The following is a 16053-nucleotide window of genomic DNA, read 5'->3' as shown; positions in this document are numbered from 1 at the left end:
GCGGGTCACGACGCTTGCCGGATCTCGCGTGCTTGAAGCCGGATCTCGCGTGCTTGGAGCCGTGACGCCCCCAAGCACGCGAGATCCGGCTTCAAGCACGCGTGTGACGGGTCCAGGCACGCGAGATCCGCCGTTCAGGTCGAGATGTCCGCCGTCCGCGCCCGCCAGGCCCGCGCCTTCTCCCGGTTCCCGCAGGCCCGCATCGAGCACCACGTCCTCGACCGGTTCCGCGATTCGTCGTAGAACGCCCACAGGCAGTCGTCCGCCGGGCAGATCTTGAGCCGGATCCATTCGCCGAGCACGGTCAGCCGGGTCGACGCCGCCATCACCGCCCCGCAGACCGTTTCCGAGACCAGCAGCGGGCCTTCCGGACCGAGGACGATCTCCGCCGGCGCGCGCAGGCCGGGCCGTGGGAGCCGCGGGTCGCCGATCGCGGCGCGCAGCGCGTCCCGGGTTTCGCGCGCGGCCGCGGGGGTATCCGCGCGAAGCCGGTGATCCCGGGCCCAGTGCTGCCAGGACTCCAGATCGTCCAGGAGGTCGGTGCCGCGTTCGACGTTCACCGTGTTCAGAAACTCGACCACCAGGGACGCGTCGGTGTTCACCTCGCCCAGTGTACGGGCGAGACCGGTTGTCATCGGCTCCGATAACCTTCATACTAATTTCACTGGTTACTCGATCCTTCTGGAGGCTGAACCATGGGTGCGGTACCGACCTTCGGCGCGGTGGCCCTCGACTGCCCGGACCCGGTCGCGCTGGCGGAGTTCTACCGCGAGCTGCTCGACTGGAAGGCGGCCGAAGTCGCCGAAGACGGCCATTGGGTGACTCTGCGGAACCCGGAGGGCGGCGCTCGGTTCTCGTTCCAGCGCGTGCCCGACTACCGGCCGCCCGCATGGCCGTCCGCCGAGAACCCGCAGCAGGCCCACGTCGACCTCGACGTCGCCGACATGGAGGCCGCCCACGAGCGAGCGCTGGCCATCGGCGCGAAGCTGCTCGACGACTCCCCGGAGACCTTTCGCGTGTACGCGGATCCGGCCGGGCACCCGTTTTGCCTGTGCGCCTGCTGACCTCGGACGAGAAAAATGCGTAATCTCTGATACGTGATTTGTCCGAAGTGCCAGAACGTCATGAAGACCGTCGACAAGAACGGCATCCACATCGACCAGTGCCAGGGGTGCCGCGGCATCTTCCTGGACAGGGGTGAGCTGGAAGCCATCGCCGGTGCCGAGAACTCGTACTACGGTGGCGGGCACCAGCCGCCCCCGCCGTACCAGGGAGGTGGACACGCGCCGGCTCCGCACTACGGACGGCCGGACTCCCCGCGGCCCCATCGCGGCGGCTACGCGGACTCGCCGAAGGGCTACCGGGGTGGTTACGCCGACTCGCCCAAGGGTTACCGCGGCGGCTACGCGGACTCGCCGCACGGCTATGGCCACAAGCGCCGTAAGGGCGGCTTCCTCGAGGGCCTCTTCGACTGACCGTGGTCCTCGATCTCAAGATCTGCCCGGCCTGCGGTGATCGCGCCGAACGGCCACGAGTCGAGAACGGGCTGCTGGTGTGCGCGGTATGCGCGCACCAGTGGCCCTTCCGGCGCCTTCCGCTGTTCGCGCTGACCGGGCCGAGCGGCGCCGGCAAGTCGACGGTCGGGCCGCGGCTCGCGGAACGACTCGGCGATCTCGCGCTCGTGGTCGAGCAGGACGTGTTGTGGACCGGGGCGTTACGGGACGACGTCCCCGGCCATCCCGCGTTCCGCTCGACCTGGCTGCGGATGGCGGCGATGCTGCACCAGAACGGGCGGCCGGTCGTGCTCTGCGGCACCGTCGCGCCGCCCGAGTTCGAGCGGCTGCCCGAGCGCGTCTTCTTCTCCGGCATCCACTACCTGGCCCTCGTCAGCGAGCCCGACGCCCTGCGCAAGCGTTTGCTGGCGCGGCCCGCCTGGCGCGAGTGGGACGATGAGCGGGTCGAGGAGATGCTGGAGTTCAACGAGTGGCTGCAAGCGGAAGCGCCCTCGATGGATCCGCCGGTCGAGTTGTTCGACACCACCCGCATCCCGGTGGACGACGCCGTCGACCACGTCGAGAAGTGGGTGCGAGGCCTGCTTTCAGGGACGCAACGGCCAAGTGCGGCCGTCGGGTGAATCCAGCCAGATCACCTGGTCCTCGCCGTCGAGGCTGAGCCCGAACCGGTCCCGCCCCGGCTCGCCGAGGCCGAGCCAGTCCTCGTGCGCCACTTCGACGATCTCCCACAGCCGCCGCGGGCCACCTTCGGCCACTTCGAACTCGCTGCCCCGCTGCCGATGGCGCATCCATGAGCCGTCCGGATGGACCAGCGTGGTGCTCTGGCCCGTCCGCGCGGCCGTCACGCCCGGAAGGTGGAGCCCGGCGAAGAACTCGAAGCGGCTGCGGCCTTCGGTGAGCACGCCCATCGGCAGCCGGGTCGGCCGCCAGGAGACATCACCTTCGAGCGCCTTCGACGGCTTGAAGCGGTGCGCGCGCAGCGGCATGAAGCGACCGTCACGGGCGAGCACCCGCCCGTGTCCCGTCGCGCCTTCGCCCGCGACGATCCGGACGAGTCCGCCGCCGATCGGCCGGTGCAGCGTGGTGACGATCAGCCCGCCCGGCATCGTCTGCGCCAGCCACGCGGGCGGGATCGACGACACCGAGCACGTGCACAGCACCCGGTCGTAGAGCACGCCCGCCGGGAAGCCTTCGGCGCCGTCGGCCGCCGCGCACGAGGGCGCGTACCCGATCTCCGCCAGGCGTTTGCGCGCGGCGTCGACCAGTTCCGGGTCGATGTCCACTGTGTACACGAGCCCGGAACCGAGCCGATGGCACAGCAGGGCGGTGTTGTAACCGGTGCCCGTGCCGATCTCCAGTACGCGATGCCCGTCGGCGACCCGGAGCTCTTCGAGCATGATCGCCATGATCGACGGCTGGCTGGACGAACTCGTCGGCGTTCCGGGCTGGGCGCCGAGATAGCGCGCCCGTTCCCAGAGCCCGGAGTCGTCGTCGAGCTGGACGACCAGTACGTCGGGGGAGTACACGCGCCGGAGCCACTCGTCGTCGCCGCTTTCGACCGCGGCCCAGCCGTTCGCCGCCGGGACGAAGAATCGCGGCAGGAAGACGTGTCTCGGCACGGAGCGGAACGCGGTCATCCAGCGCGCGTCGTGCAGCACGCCCTCGGCGAGCAGATGCTCGACGAGGCGCCGCCGCAGCCGCGTCGCGTTCGACATCCCCCCACGGTAGCGGGGTGAGCACCAACACACCCGATGGTTGCAAGCAGAGTGCTTGCAATTGCTAGCACCCGCGCGTAGCGTTGACGACGTCGCGAGGAGGTGACCGATGTCAGACATCGACCGGGATCAGCCCGCATCGGGTGGACCGATGGAGAAGGTCGCGGACATCGCTTCCGACATCGGCGAGTACATCCGCCAGCAGCGCAGCAACGCGAAGATCTCCTTGCGGCAGCTGTCGAAACTCGCCGGCGTGTCCAATCCGTACCTGAGCCAGATCGAGCGCGGGGTCCGCAAGCCCAGCGCGGAGATCCTCCAGCAGATCGCCAAGGGCCTGCGAATCTCGGCCGAGGCGCTCTACGTGCAAGCGGGAATCCTCGATCTGCCCATGGGTGGCCCGGTCGGCGACGCGATCCGCGCCGACACCGAGCTGACCGAACGGCAGAAGCAGGTCCTGCTCGACGTCTACGAATCGTTCCGCCGCGAGAACGCCGCCGCGAAACCCGAGCAGGCGGCCAAGGCGAAAACCGAAGACCAAGTCACAGAAACCAAGGAGTCAGCATGACCACGGCCACCAAGACCGACCGCAAGCACACCGCCCTCGACCAGGTCCGCACGCCGCTGCTGGCCGCCCTGGGTGCCGGCAACCTGGCCGGCCAGGCCGTCGTCGACGCCGTGTCCAAGGCCAAGGAGAAGGTCGTCGAGGGCAGCGAGACCGCCCGCAAGAACATCGAAGAGCTCCCGCACGACGTCGAGGGTCTCCGCGAGAAGCTGGACCCGGCCGAGCTGCGCAAGGTCATCGACGAGTACACCGAAGCCGCGCTGAAGCTGTACAACAAGCTGGCCGAGTCCGGTGAGCAGGCGTGGGACAAGATCGCCGCGCAGCCGCAGGTCAAGAAGGCCATCGAGCAGCTCGAAGACGCGATCAGCACCGCACAGGACCGCGTCGAGGGCGCGACCACCGACGCCCGTGAGCGCATCGACACCGTGCTCGGCAAGGTCACCAAGGGCACCCGTTCCGCCGGCGAGAAGACCGCTCGCAAGGTGACCGAGCTCGCCGGCGAGATCGCCGACGAGGTCGAGGAGATCGGCGACGACCTCGCGCACGAGACGCGTTCGGCTTCGCGCAAGGTCGCCAACAAGACCGCGCCGAAGACCACGACCACGACGCGCCGTACCACCACCAGCCCGGCCGCCAAGAAGCCGGCCACCGCGCCGAAGACCACCGAGAAGTAAGTTCCGCGTGAATTCCCGGGCCCCCGGCGCCGCTTCGGTGCCGGGGGCCCGGGTCATTCGCCCGGTTTGACGTAAGCTGAGTTCGTGTTCGTTGCCACCTGGATCCTCATCGCCATCCATTGGGGCGGCGCGCTGACGGGGCTGTTCGCTTTCGTGCATGCGCTGTTGCAGCGCGCGGACGCGTACTCGGCCGCCGATCGGAAGACCAAGCCCATCTGGATGCTCATCACCGGCGGATCGACCGTGGTGCTGACCTTCTTCCAGTTCTACGGCGGCGGCATGATCCTGTGGCTGCCCGCACTGGTCGCGGTCCTGGTCTACCTCGTGGACGTCCGCCCCAAGCTCATCGAGGTGCAGCGCGGCGGCCGCAACTGGTGATCGAGTGCCGGTTCGGCGGAGCTGAGATGTACTCGGACAAGTCACCGAACGCGTGAACCCGCCCGGCCGAAGGCCCCGCTATCGCGGTGGAAGGGCGCCCTGATCGCCCATCGTGCGCGTTCTCCCGGGCGGCGCCCTGCCGACATTAGGGTGGCCCTGTGACTAACTGGACCATCGCCGGAAGCCTCACCGTCGTCCCCGCCCTCTCCCGCACGGACCTGCTCGCCGAGCCCGTCGCCAAGGCACTCGCCGCCCTGCCCGATCCGGATGCCGTCGGCGTCGTCGAGATCGACGCCGACCTGGCCGACACCGCCGCTTTCTGCGAGGCGTACGGCTCACCGCTCTCCGCGTCCGCGAACTGCGTCGTCGTCGCCGGCAAACGCGCCGGTGAGGTCCGGTTCGCCGCCGCGATGATCCTCGCCACCACCCGCGCCGACGTGAACGGCGTGATCAAGCGCCGTCTCGACGTCCGCAAGGCCTCCTTCGCCCGGATGGACGAGGCCGTCTCGCTCACCGGAATGGAGTACGGCGGCATCACGCCGGTCGGCCTGCCCGCGGAATGGCCGATCCTGATCGACCAGCGCGTCGCCGACGAGCCCGAACTGGTCATCGGCAGCGGTATCCGCGGCGGCAAGCTGCTGATCTCGGGCGCGACCCTCGCGGCCCTGCCCGGTGCCGAGGTGATCGACGGGCTCGCGCGCCCCGTCGAGTGAGGCTGTCCACAAAGGACTTCTCGCTGGCCTCGGCCTTCGAGGCCGCGTTCCTCGCCCCGCCGTGCCGCGGACGGGGCTGGGCCGCGCCGGTGAGATCATCCCGCTGGCGCACGCCTTCCAGGCGTTCGCGTGGGCGGCGGTGAACGCTCAGGAGCGGGCAGCCGCGCGGGACTGGATCGCCAGCCCGCGCGGGGTCACCCAACGCGTGACGAGCGCGAAAACGCCTTCGCACACCAATGCCAGTACGACGACCGCGATGCCACCCGCCAGGATCTCGCCGTGGCCGGGTTCGCCGAGGGCGAAACCGTCCACAATGTACCGTCCGAGCCCGCCGCCGTCGTTGACGATCGCGCCGATCGCGACCGTCGCCACCAGTTGCAGGAACGCGACGCGGGCACCCGCCAGGATGACCGGAGACGCGAGCGGCAACTCCAGGCGCAGCATGATCTGCCACTCGCGGTAGCCGGTTCCGCGCGCGGCGTCGACGGTTTCCTGCTCCAGTTGGACGACGCCCGCGTAGGTGTTCGTGAACAACGGCGGCAGCGCCAAGGCCACCAGCGCGAGCATCAACGGCCAGAACGTCGTGTCGACTTCGAGCCGGGCTGCCAGGAACCAGAACAAGATCACCAGCCCGAAGCTGGGGATCGCGCGGCCGATGTTCACCGCGCTCGTGGCGAGGAACTGCGCGCGGCGGTAGTGCGCCAGCCATAACGCGGGCGGGATCGTCAGCACGGCCGAGATCGCCAGCGCCAGCAAGGAGAACTGCAGATGCTCGACCGTCCGGTACGGCACGCCCGCCGGGTCCGTCCAGCTCCAGCGGTTCGGTTCGCCGAACCACTCGATGGTCTGGTCGATGATGCTCATCGCGACGCCGCCTTCCGCGACCACGGCGCGAGCGCGCGCCCACCGAGCCACAGCAACAGATCCACCACCACGGCCAGCACCACGGAAAGCACCACGCCGACGATGATCGACGTCGGGTTCGGCGTCGCGGTCTGGATCCCGTTGCGGATGAAGTACCCGAGACCGCCCTTGCCGAGCATGGAAGTCACCGTCACGAGCCCGATCGTGGTCACCGCCGCGACCCGCAGGCCCGCGATCACCACCGGCAGCGCGAGCGGGAGTTCGACCTGCCACAGCAACCGCGAACGCGTGAAACCCATGCCTATCGCGGCTTCGCGGACTTCCTTGGGTACTTGTTCGACGCCGGTGACGATGTTGCGGATGAGGATCAGCAACGTGTACGTGGCCAAGGGAATCACCGCGGTGGTGAAGGACGTCAGACCGGTGAAGGGCACCAGCACGGCGAAGGCACCGAGGCTCGGGATGACGTACAACGACCCCGCCGTGCTCAGCGCGATGACGTAGAACCACCTGCGGCGCAGCGAAACCACGGAAACACCGATCGACACCACCAGCCCGATGGCGAGCGCCGCCGCGGTCAGCGTGAGGTGCTCGCCGAGCCGCTCGAAGATCTCGTCGAGATGGCGGTCCACCCACCGCCACTCGAAGAGCGGCCGTCCACCTTGGGTGGCAACGGGGAACACGGAGGAGGCTCGCACCGGCAGACCTTACCCCGATCGGGCGGCCGGATTCCGCTCTCTGGGAGCAGAAGGGGCGGAACTCTCAAAATGTGGATTCTGTCGTGACCCGGGGATACGGTTCGTTCCTCTGAACGAGTCATAGGAGTGTGTGCACGTGCGCTGGACACGGAATGTTCGAGTGGGCGCGGTGCTCGCCGCCGCCGTCCTCGGTATGACCGCCTGTGGGGGAGGCGACGACGCGGCGGCCCCGGCCGCGCAGAGCAAGGGCGGGGCACCGATCGTGGTGGCGTCCTTCAACTTCACCGACAGCGTGATCCTCGCCGAGCTGTACGCGAACGCGCTGGAGGCCAAGGGTTATCCGATCACCCGCAAGCTGAACCTCGCTTCGCGCGAGCTGATCTACCCGGCGCTGAAATCCGGCGAACTCCAGTTCATCCCGGAATACCAGGGTGCCGCCATCACCACCGGATACGGCAAGGAAGCCGCGAAGGACGCGCAGGCCGAACACGAGCAGCTCGAGAAGTTGTTCGAGCCCGACGGCATCGCCCTGCTGGAGCAGTCGCCGGCGGAGAACAAGAACACCTACATCGTGAAGGCCGACCTCGCCAAGGAGAAGGGCCTCAAGAAGATCAGCGACCTGTCCAAGGTCGACAACGTCATCGTCGCGGGCGGGCCGGAGTGCGCGGAGCGGCTTCCCTGCTTCAAGGGCTTCACGGACGTCTACAAACTGAAGGCCACGTTCCAGACCGTGCAGGAGGCGGGCCCGCGCGTCGAGCAGCTGCGGTCCGGCAAGGTCACCGTCATCCCGGTCGACTCGGTGAGCCCGCTCGTCGGCGACCCGCAGTTCGTGGTGCTGGAGGACGACCTCGCCATCGTGCCGACCGAGAACGTCGTGCCCGCGGTGAACAAGAAGGTCCTCGACGAACGCGGCGCCGACTTCGCGGCCGCGGTCAATGCCGTGAGCAAGGCCCTCGACACCGTACAGCTGCGTGAGCTGAACAAGCGCGTCGACTCGGACGGCGAGAAGCCGGCCGACGTCGCGAAGGACTGGCTGAAGGAGAAGTCCCTCATCTGAGGCTCTTCGCAAGTGAGATGAAGGGGCCTTTCATAGCAAATTTTGCTATGAAAGGCCCCTTCATTGCAGTCGGAGGAGGGCCGCCCGCTCCGGCTGCGGGCGTCGGTGGAATCGTGGACGCTGTCGTTGCACCACGGGTGAAAGGGAGTGGGATGGGAAAGGTCACGGCCATCGCGGAGCGCACCATCGAGGCGCCGGCGGACAAGGTCAGGGCGCTCGTCGCCGACTACGCCGAAACCCGGCCGAAGCTGCTGACCGAGCACTACCGCGACTACGAGGTCACCGAAGGCGGAGCCGGCGCGGGCACGAAGGCGCGCTGGAAGCTGCAGGCCACGTCGAAGCGTGTGCGTGACGTCGCCGCGACGGTGACCGAGCCGTCCGAAGGCACCCTCGTCGAGACCGACGCGAACTCCAGCATGGTCACCACCTGGACCGTCCGCGAGGTGCCGGGCGGCAGCGTCGTCCGCATCGAGACGACCTGGGACGGCGCGGGCGGCATCGGCGGCTTCTTCGAGAAGACCTTCGCGCCCGGTGGGCTCAAGCGGATCTACGAGGGAGTGCTCGGCAAACTCGCCGAGGTCGTGTAGTGCTCGCCACAACCGGAATGGCCGCCCCGGTTCGCTCGTTGTACCCGGCGTGAATACGGGGCGATCGCCCCGCTTGGGCAACAGACTTGGAGTTACCTCGTGAACGCAACCGAGATCCGGCTCGCCTCCCGTCCGCACGGCGTCCCCACGCTCGAGAACTTCGAGATCGCCGACGTCGAGATCCCGGTGCCGGGCGAGGGGCAGATCCTGGTCCGCAACCAGGTGCTGAGCGTGGACCCGTACATGCGCGGCCGGATGAGCAGCGCGAAGTCCTACGCCGAACCGTACGAAGTCGGCAAGGTCATGCACGGCGGCGCCGTCGGTGAAGTGCTCGAGTCCACCGTGGACGATTTCAAGCCGGGCGACATCGTGCTGCACGGCCTTGGCTGGCGCTCGCACGCCGTCGTCGCCGCGAAGCACGCGGTGAAGGTCGACCCCGAGGCCGCGCCGATCACCGCGTACCTCGGCGTCCTCGGCATGACCGGGCTCACCGCGTACGCCGGACTGCTCGAAGTCGCGGAGTTCAAGGAGGGCGACACCGTCTTCGTGTCCGGCGCGGCGGGTGCCGTCGGGTCCGTCGTCGGCCAGCTGGCGAAGCTGAGGGGCGCGAAGCGGGTCATCGGCAGCGCGGGCACGGACGAAAAGGTCAAGTGGCTGACCGGCGAGCTGGGCTTCGACGCGGCGTTCAACTACAAGGACGCCCCGGTCGCCGAGCAGCTGCGCGCGGCGGCACCCGAGGGCATCGACGTGTACTTCGACAACGTCGGCGGCGAGCACCTCGAAGCGGCGATCGACTCGATCAACCTGCACGGCCGGATGGCGATCTGCGGGATGATCTCGGTCTACAACAACACCGAACCGGCCGCGGCGCCGCGCAATCTCGCGTCGATCATCGCGAAGCGGTTCACCATGCGCGGCATGCTGGTCGGCGACCACTACGCGCTTCAGCCGCAGTTCGTGAAGGAGGTCGCTCCGCTGGTCGCCTCCGGGAAGCTCAAGTACTCGGAGACCGTTGTGGACGGTATCCGCAACGCGCCGCAGGCCTTCCTGGACTTGCTGGGCGGGGCGAACACCGGCAAGATGCTGGTCCGCGTCTGACCCCGCCTCACGTGCAATGAAGGGGCCTTTCATCGCAAATTTTGCGATGAAAGGCCCCTTCATTGCACGCGCGGAGGCTCAGTACTGGGTGGTGAGCGCGCCTTCGGTCAGCGCGGCGTCCAGCGCCTCCGCCGACATGTCCAGCTTCATCTGGTCACGGAAGATCTGGCCGGCGGTCGGCAGGCTGGAGCGCTCCGGCCAGGTTTCCGGCTTCCACAGCGAGGACCGCAGGAAAGCCTTGGCACAGTGCATGTACAGCTCTTCGACCTCGACCATGATCGCCAGCGCGGGCCGCTTCCCCTTGACCACGAGGTCGTCGAAGAACGGCGCGTCCGCGACCAGTTTCGCGCGGCCGTTGATCCGCAGCGTCTCGTTCATCCCCGGGATCAGGAACAGCAGTCCGGCGTGCGGGTTCTCGAGGATGTTGGTCTGGCTGTCGAGCAGCTTATTGCCCGGCCGGTCCGCCAGTAGCAGCGTCTTGTCGTCGAGCACCTTCACGGAACCGGCCGGGTCGCCCCGCGGAGAGACGTCACACGTCCCGTCGGACGACGCCGTCGCCAGCAGGTAGAACGGCGAGTGTTCGATCAGCGTGCGCGCGTGCGGATCGAGGAAGGGGATGATCTTCCCCTTGGTGCGCTCGGCCGGGTGGCCGAGGTGTTCACGCAGCGCTTCGCGCGTCTCGATCACTTTGATCTCTGAGGTCCCCATGACCCCAGTGAACCACTAGAACACGACAGTCCGGTTCCCGTGCACCAGCACGCGGCCTTCCAGGTGCCATCGCAGCCCGCGCGCCAGCGTCACCTTCTCGATGTCGCGGCCCTTGCGGACCATGTCCTCGACGGAATCGCCGTGGTCGACGCGGATGACGTCCTGGTCGACGATCGGACCCGCGTCGAGGTCCGCGGTGACGTAGTGGCAGGTCGCGCCGATGAGCTTCACTCCGCGCGCGTGGGCCTGGTGGTAAGGCCGCGCGCCGACGAACGACGGCAGGAAGCTGTGGTGGATGTTGAGCGCCCGCCCGGCCCACGCCTCGCACAGTTCCGGGGGCAGGACCTGCATGAACCGGGCGAGGACGACGGCGTGCGGGTCGTGCTCGTCGACGATTTTCCGCACTTCGGCGAACGCGGACGCCTTGGCCGCGGCGTCACCGGCGGGGAACGGGACGTGGTGGAACGGGATGCCATGGGCGCGGGTGATGTCGCCCAGCGAAGCGTGGTTGCCGATGACGGCGGCGACGTCGATGTCCAGTTCGCCGGAGGCGACCCGGCCGAGGAGGTCGTAGAGGCAGTGCCCGGCCTTGGAGACGAGGATCACGGCGCGACGGCGCTCACCGGTGTCGCTGACTTGCCAGCTCGACTCGGCCGAAAGCGACTTCGCGACGTCGGCGAATCGGGAGCGCAGTTCGGCGGCATCGAACGGGAGCGAGTCGGCGCGCACGACCTGGCGGGTGAAGAACCAGCCGGTGTCGGGGTCCGTGTGGTACGCCGCTTCGACGATCCAACCGCCGTGCTCGGCGAGGAAACCCGAGATACGGGCGATGATGCCGGTGCGGTCAGGGCAGCCGAAGGAGATCACATAGCGACGTTCAGGGTTCGACACGGACTCCATTGTCGCTGGTCTCGGCCGCGGCGCGGCGCCGGGTCAGTATCCGGACGCGGACCCGCCGCCCGACCTCGATCGCCGCGACCAGCAGCAGGCCGAGCGCGAAGGACAGCAGAAGGCCCTTCTCCGGTTCGTCCGCGAAGGCCGCTCCGCCGACGAGACCGATGAGGACGCTGTAGACCGCCCAGATGCTCGCACCGAGGGCGTCGAGCGGGACGAACTTGCGCGGCGGGTAGCCGAGGCTGCCGTTGGCGAGCCCGCTCGCGACCCGTCCGCCGGGCAGGTATCGGGCGGCGAGGATCAGCAAGACGGCGTTGCGCCGCACTTGGATCTTCGCCCATTCGTAGCGCCGGACCCCGTCCGGGCCGCGCTGCAGGCGGGCGAGCGCTCGCGGACCCGCGGCCGCGCCGACGGTGTAACCGAGACAGTCGCCCAGCCAGGCCCCGAGCGCGGCGACCAGCGCGAGCAGCGCCAGCTGGGAGAAGTCCGTGCCGATCAGGACGGCGACGGTGATGACGGTGGTCTCGCTCGGCATGAATGGCAGGAGCGCGTCCAACCCGGACACGAGGAACACGATCACCCACAGCCAGGGCGATCCGAGCGTGCCCTCGAGCAGCTCGGTGACGTACTCCAGCAGTTCCACGGTTCCATGGTGATCACCGCAGGTCGCTTTGGGGTGACGGAGCGGGGTTCGACCGGTGAATTCCTAGTCCGGGGCGACCGACGACCACGGCACGGTGAGCTCACCGAGCCGCCACCGCGACGGCCGGTTCAGCACCGGCCAGCCCCGGGCGGTGAGGAGGTGGACGGCGTGCGCCCAGCGGGCGCGGACGCCGAAGTTCTGGTGCGGCGCCGCCGTCGCCCAGCATATGTCCAAAATAGACAATAGCTCGTGGACACGTTCGCCGGGGGCGTTGCGGTGGATGAGGATCTTGGGCAGTCGTTCGGCCACTGTGGACGGACGTTCCAGGCTGGCGAGATGGACGGACAGGGTCAGGCTGCGCGGTCCGCCGGAGCCGACCGCGACCCACGTGCTGAGCCGCCCGATCTCGTCGCAGGTGCCTTCGACGAGCAGCCCGCCCGGCGTCATCGCGTCCAGCATCAGCGACCAGGCGCCAGGGACCTCGGCTTCGTCGTACTGGCGCAGCACGTTGAACGCGCGCACCAGCACCGGCCGCGTCCCGGCGAGTTCGAAGCCGCCGCGCCGGAAGTCCAGCCACGGCCGGTCGACGGCGGCTTGCGCGACGGCGACCCGTTCGGCGTCCAGCTCCAGGCCCAGCACCCGGACGTCGCGCCGGACCGTGCGCAGCCGGCGCGCCATTTCGACCGTGGTCACCGGTGAGGCGCCGTAGCCGAGGTCCACCACGAGCGGTTCGTCCGCGCGGTGCAGCAGCCGGGTCACGTCAGGGTCGCTCGCGAGCCAGCGGTCGACGCGGCGGAGCCGGTTGGGGTTGGTCGTGCCCCGTGTCGGTGCCCCGACCGGTTTCAGCGCTCGGCCAGCCACTTCGCGACGAATTCGGCCTCGCGTTCCAGCAGCTTGGTGACCTGTTCGGCGATCACGCCTTCCAGCTTTCCGCCGACGAACGGGATCCGCACCTTGACCTCGCCGCTGTTGACCAGCGTCACCTGCTCGCCTTCGCCGGTCAGCGACGTCTTCGCGGTGATCTCGCCCGGCACGCCCGAGACCGACGCCGTCGCGGTGCCGGTGTAGCCGGATCCGGCGGTCTTCCAGGTCTGCTCACGCTCGACGATCAGATCGCCCCGGTGCAGCGTCCGCACGGCCGACGGGAGCTTGTCCGAGCTGATGCCCTGGCGCAGCTTGTAGCGCACGCCGTCCCCGGCCGGGACGTACTCCAGCAGCTCCGCGTCGTCGTCGCCGATCTCCTCCAGCCTCGCCCGCAGCGCCGCCTCGCCGGCGACCGCGTCGAACGTGGTCGCGAGGTCTGCGGAGAACGTCGATCGGTGCTCGATACGGGAGGCCATGGCGCCAGACAGTACCGTTCACGGGCGTGAGCACTGCCGAAACTCCCACCCAGCACGCCGCCCTCGCCGACCACACCACGTTGCGGCTCGGCGGTCCGGCACGGCGTTATGCCGAGGCGAAGACCGTGCAGGCCCTGGTCGACGCGGTCCGCGAGGCCGACGAAGCGGGCGAGCCGGTCCTGCTGCTCGGCGGCGGTTCGAACCTCGTCGTCGCCGACGACGGCTTCGACGGCGCGGTGCTGAAGGTCGGCAACACCGGCTGGACACGTGACGGGGATCTCGTCGAGGTCGCGGCGGGGGAGAACTGGGACGGTTTCGTCGAGGGCCTGGTGGCCGACGGCGTCGGCGGGCTCGAATGCCTGTCCGGGATCCCCGGTTCGGTCGGCGCGACGCCGATCCAGAACGTCGGCGCGTACGGCTGCGAGGTGGCCGAGTCCCTGGTCTCGGTCGACCTCTACGACCGTGCCACCCGCGAGATCCGCACGCTGACCGCCGACGAGCTCGGCTTCGGCTACCGCACGTCGATCCTGAAGGGGACCGACGCGGGCGTCGTGCTCACCGTGCGTTTCAAGGTCACCGAAGACGGCCTCTCCGCTCCGATCCGCTACGCCGAACTCGCCCGCACGCTGGGTGTCGAGATCGGTGACCGGGTCCCGGCGGCCGAAGCACGCCAAGCCGTCCTCGGCCTGCGTCGCGGCAAGGGCATGGTCCTGGACGCCGACGACCACGACACGTGGAGCGCGGGCTCGTTCTTCACCAACCCGATCATCGGTGAGGCACGGCTGGCGAAGGTGCTGGCGGGGATCGTGGACGTCGTAGGCGAGGACGTCCGCGTGCCGCAGTACCCGGCGCCCGGCGGTACGAAGCTGTCCGCCGCTTGGCTGATCGAGCGGGCCGGGTTCGCGAAGGGCCACGAAGGGCCCGGCGGCAGGGTCTCGCTGTCGACGAAGCACACGCTCGCGCTCACGAACCGGGGCAAGGCCTCGACAGAGGACCTTCTCGCTTTGGCGCGCGAAGTGCGCGATGGCGTCGAGGCTCGCTTCGGCGTGTCACTGCACCCGGAACCCCTGTTGATCAACTGCTCGCTCTGAACCCCTGCCCGCATTTAGTCCTCTGAATGCGGTACTTGCACGCGCAAAGACCGCATTCAGAGGACTAAATGCGGGTGGTGAACAACCCCACGCCGTCCCGTGCGTCTATTCCTGTAAGGGGCGCGGGTGACTTCCGTCGCCGCGGGTAACGTCGGAGAGGTTCCCAGCGCTGAGCGGGTAGGGGCTCGCGGGGAGACGGGGATCTTCATGGGAGGTACACGTGATCGAACGGCGCACGGTGTTCAAGGCCGCGCTCGCCGCGGGGGCGGCCATGCTGGCCGCTGCCTGCTCCAGTGGTGAAGGCGGCAACGCCAAGCCGGAAGGCAGCGGCGGCGGAGAGCAGAACGCCGCCCCGGTCGCCAAGATCACCGCCGAACCCGCCGCCGACGCCAAGGACGCCTCCGTGGTGACACCGGTCGTGGTGAAGGTCGCCGACGGCAAGCTCACCGAGGTCAAGGTCACGGGGGACAGCGGCAAGGACGTCAAGGGTGAACTTTCCCCCGACGGGCTCACCTGGACCAGCATGGAGGTCCTCGGCTACGGCAAGACGTACACCTACGCCGCGAAGGCCACCGGCAGTGACAACAAGCCGGCCGAGTTCAAGGGCTCGTTCAGCACGGTCAAACCCGCCAAGGAGGTTCGCGCCACGCTGAACCCGACCGACGACGCCGAGGTCGGCGTCGCGATGCCGATCAGCGTGAAGTTCGCGTCCCCGGTCAAGGACAAGGCGGCCGCCGAAAAGGCACTCAAGGTGAAGACCGACAAGGACGTCGAGGGCTCCTGGGGCTGGCTGTCGGACACGCAGGTCGACTGGCGGCCCAAGGAGTACTGGCCCGCCAACATCAAGGTCAACGTCGAGGCGAAGCTCTACGGTGTCGCGCTCGGCGGCGGCGCGTACGGCAAGGCCGACGTGACCACCGAGTTCAAGATCGGCCGCAACCAGGTGGTCAAGATCAACACCCCGGACCACGTGATGAAGGTCTACCGGGGCGGCGCGGAATCGGCGAGTTACCCGTGCTCGAACGGGCTCGACTCCGACGTCCAGCGCAACACCCCGAACGGCACGTTCATCGTGATGACGAAGGAGCCGACGGCGCGGTTCGACAACGCGCGCTATGGCTACACCAACGTCAACAAGAAGTGGGCCTGCCGGATCTCGAACAACGGCGAGTACATCCACGAGAACCAGGACAACGCGGCGAACATCGGCAAGGCCAACACCTCGCACGGCTGCGTGAACCTGCTCGACGCGGACGCGAAGAAGTACTTCGATTCGGCCATGATCGGCGACCCGGTCGAGATCACCGGTTCGAAACTGAGCAGCCCGACCAAATCGGACGTCAAGGACTGGTTCTACGACTGGAAGTCGTGGAAGGCCCTCTCGGCGATCAAGTAGCGAGGGCGCGGGTGGCCGTTCGGTACAGGTGGTCGTGAGTGGCGTTTCGGGTTCTCCCCCCCAACACCCCCCCCACACCACCCAGACGAACTCCACAAAGGGGGAACAAGGGAAAAGAGGG

The 16053-nt window shown here is 68.5% G+C and carries 21 protein-coding genes; 12 read left to right on the top strand and 9 right to left on the bottom strand.

The window, feature by feature from the left end:
• Positions 1–134 precede the first annotated feature (134 nt).
• Positions 135–635 (bottom strand): CGNR zinc finger domain-containing protein, encoded by a 501-nt coding sequence (locus AC069I_RS03760; protein ID WP_478264787.1) that lies wholly within the window; start codon positions 633–635, stop codon positions 135–137.
• A 60-nt stretch (positions 636–695) separates the two neighbouring features.
• On the opposite strand from AC069I_RS03760, the gene AC069I_RS03755 reads away from it, so the two are divergent.
• The 3 genes from AC069I_RS03755 to AC069I_RS03745 are packed head-to-tail and all read left to right on the top strand — an operon-like array spanning position 696 to position 2134.
• Entirely contained in the window at positions 696–1064 is a 369-nt protein-coding gene (locus AC069I_RS03755) for a VOC family protein (RefSeq protein ID WP_478223555.1), read from the top strand.
• A 33-nt stretch (positions 1065–1097) separates the two neighbouring features.
• Positions 1098–1475, top strand: coding sequence for a zf-TFIIB domain-containing protein (locus AC069I_RS03750; RefSeq protein ID WP_126733187.1), 378 nt, complete (start codon positions 1098–1100; stop codon positions 1473–1475).
• 2 nt (positions 1476–1477) lie between these two features.
• Entirely contained in the window at positions 1478–2134 is a 657-nt protein-coding gene (locus tag AC069I_RS03745) for an AAA family ATPase (RefSeq protein WP_478223554.1), read from the top strand.
• On the opposite strand, the gene AC069I_RS03740 is transcribed toward AC069I_RS03745, so the two are convergent.
• Positions 2099–3229: a methyltransferase domain-containing protein gene (locus AC069I_RS03740; RefSeq protein ID WP_478264786.1), complete on the bottom strand. Its 1131-nt coding sequence runs from the start codon at positions 3227–3229 to the stop codon at positions 2099–2101. The two genes, AC069I_RS03745 and AC069I_RS03740, sit on opposite strands and share 36 nt — an antisense overlap.
• A 151-nt stretch (positions 3230–3380) precedes the next feature.
• Here AC069I_RS03740 and AC069I_RS03735 point away from each other — a divergent pair, with 151 nt between their 5' ends.
• The 4 genes from AC069I_RS03735 to AC069I_RS03720 all read left to right on the top strand — a co-directional run bounded on the left by AC069I_RS03735 (position 3381) and on the right by AC069I_RS03720 (position 5556).
• Complete coding sequence (locus AC069I_RS03735; protein WP_425342040.1) at positions 3381–3794, top strand: helix-turn-helix domain-containing protein; 414 nt, start codon at positions 3381–3383, stop codon at positions 3792–3794.
• A complete protein-coding gene (locus tag AC069I_RS03730) occupies positions 3791–4465 on the top strand; it encodes a hypothetical protein (RefSeq protein ID WP_478223552.1) in 675 nt (224 codons plus the stop codon). Before AC069I_RS03735 ends, AC069I_RS03730 begins: the two co-directional genes overlap by 4 nt.
• Before the next feature lie 84 nt (positions 4466–4549).
• Positions 4550–4843 carry a DUF2516 family protein gene (locus tag AC069I_RS03725; protein WP_034310520.1) on the top strand — a complete coding sequence of 98 codons (294 nt, stop codon included), beginning with the start codon at positions 4550–4552 and terminating at the stop codon, positions 4841–4843.
• A 158-nt stretch (positions 4844–5001) separates the two neighbouring features.
• Positions 5002–5556 carry a YbaK/EbsC family protein gene (locus tag AC069I_RS03720; RefSeq protein ID WP_478223551.1) on the top strand — a complete coding sequence of 185 codons (555 nt, stop codon included), beginning with the start codon at positions 5002–5004 and terminating at the stop codon, positions 5554–5556.
• Positions 5557–5703: 147 nt separating this feature from the next.
• Here the strand turns inward: AC069I_RS03720 and AC069I_RS03715 are convergent, their stop codons facing one another.
• On the bottom strand, positions 5704–6420 hold the full coding sequence (locus tag AC069I_RS03715; RefSeq protein ID WP_478223550.1) for an ABC transporter permease: 717 nt from the start codon (positions 6418–6420) through the stop codon (positions 5704–5706).
• A complete protein-coding gene (locus AC069I_RS03710) occupies positions 6417–7103 on the bottom strand; it encodes an ABC transporter permease (RefSeq protein ID WP_478224420.1) in 687 nt (228 codons plus the stop codon). Before AC069I_RS03710 ends, AC069I_RS03715 begins: the two co-directional genes overlap by 4 nt.
• Before the next feature lie 175 nt (positions 7104–7278).
• Between AC069I_RS03710 and AC069I_RS03705 the strand changes: the two genes are divergently transcribed.
• The 3 genes from AC069I_RS03705 to AC069I_RS03695 all read left to right on the top strand — a co-directional run bounded on the left by AC069I_RS03705 (position 7279) and on the right by AC069I_RS03695 (position 9860).
• The gene (locus AC069I_RS03705) at positions 7279–8175 is read left to right on the top strand and encodes an ABC transporter substrate-binding protein (RefSeq protein ID WP_478224419.1); all 897 of its coding nucleotides are present in this window, start codon (positions 7279–7281) and stop codon (positions 8173–8175) included.
• A gap of 152 nt (positions 8176–8327) precedes the next feature.
• On the top strand, positions 8328–8762 hold the full coding sequence (locus AC069I_RS03700) for an SRPBCC family protein (protein WP_478231347.1): 435 nt from the start codon (positions 8328–8330) through the stop codon (positions 8760–8762).
• Between the two features lie 99 nt (positions 8763–8861).
• Complete coding sequence (locus tag AC069I_RS03695; RefSeq protein ID WP_478223548.1) at positions 8862–9860, top strand: NADP-dependent oxidoreductase; 999 nt, start codon at positions 8862–8864, stop codon at positions 9858–9860.
• Positions 9861–9938: 78 nt separating this feature from the next.
• On the opposite strand, the gene AC069I_RS03690 is transcribed toward AC069I_RS03695, so the two are convergent.
• From AC069I_RS03690 to AC069I_RS03670, 5 genes are all read right to left on the bottom strand, one after another.
• Positions 9939–10568, bottom strand: coding sequence for a pyridoxamine 5'-phosphate oxidase family protein (locus tag AC069I_RS03690; protein ID WP_478223547.1), 630 nt, complete (start codon positions 10566–10568; stop codon positions 9939–9941).
• Positions 10569–10583: 15 nt separating this feature from the next.
• Positions 10584–11468 (bottom strand): formyltetrahydrofolate deformylase, encoded by an 885-nt coding sequence (gene purU / locus AC069I_RS03685; RefSeq protein ID WP_478264785.1) that lies wholly within the window; start codon positions 11466–11468, stop codon positions 10584–10586.
• Positions 11446–12105, bottom strand: a complete 660-nt coding sequence (locus tag AC069I_RS03680) for a DedA family protein (RefSeq protein WP_478223545.1) — start codon at positions 12103–12105, stop codon at positions 11446–11448. Before AC069I_RS03680 ends, purU begins: the two co-directional genes overlap by 23 nt.
• Before the next feature lie 63 nt (positions 12106–12168).
• Positions 12169–12966 carry a class I SAM-dependent methyltransferase gene (locus AC069I_RS03675; RefSeq protein ID WP_478264784.1) on the bottom strand — a complete coding sequence of 266 codons (798 nt, stop codon included), beginning with the start codon at positions 12964–12966 and terminating at the stop codon, positions 12169–12171.
• Positions 12948–13445: a DUF2505 domain-containing protein gene (locus AC069I_RS03670; RefSeq protein WP_478264783.1), complete on the bottom strand. Its 498-nt coding sequence runs from the start codon at positions 13443–13445 to the stop codon at positions 12948–12950. Before AC069I_RS03670 ends, AC069I_RS03675 begins: the two co-directional genes overlap by 19 nt.
• 26 nt (positions 13446–13471) lie before the next feature.
• Here AC069I_RS03670 and AC069I_RS03665 point away from each other — a divergent pair, with 26 nt between their 5' ends.
• Both AC069I_RS03665 and AC069I_RS03660 read left to right on the top strand, forming a co-directional pair.
• Complete coding sequence (locus tag AC069I_RS03665) at positions 13472–14536, top strand: UDP-N-acetylmuramate dehydrogenase (RefSeq protein WP_478264782.1); 1065 nt, start codon at positions 13472–13474, stop codon at positions 14534–14536.
• Between the two features lie 220 nt (positions 14537–14756).
• Positions 14757–15932 (top strand): L,D-transpeptidase, encoded by a 1176-nt coding sequence (locus AC069I_RS03660; protein WP_478264781.1) that lies wholly within the window; start codon positions 14757–14759, stop codon positions 15930–15932.
• The last annotated feature ends 121 nt before the right edge of the window (positions 15933–16053 follow it).

It is taken from the genome of Amycolatopsis sp. NPDC043885 (genome assembly GCF_056435685.1).
This window is presented reverse-complemented; position numbering and strand designations above follow the sequence as displayed.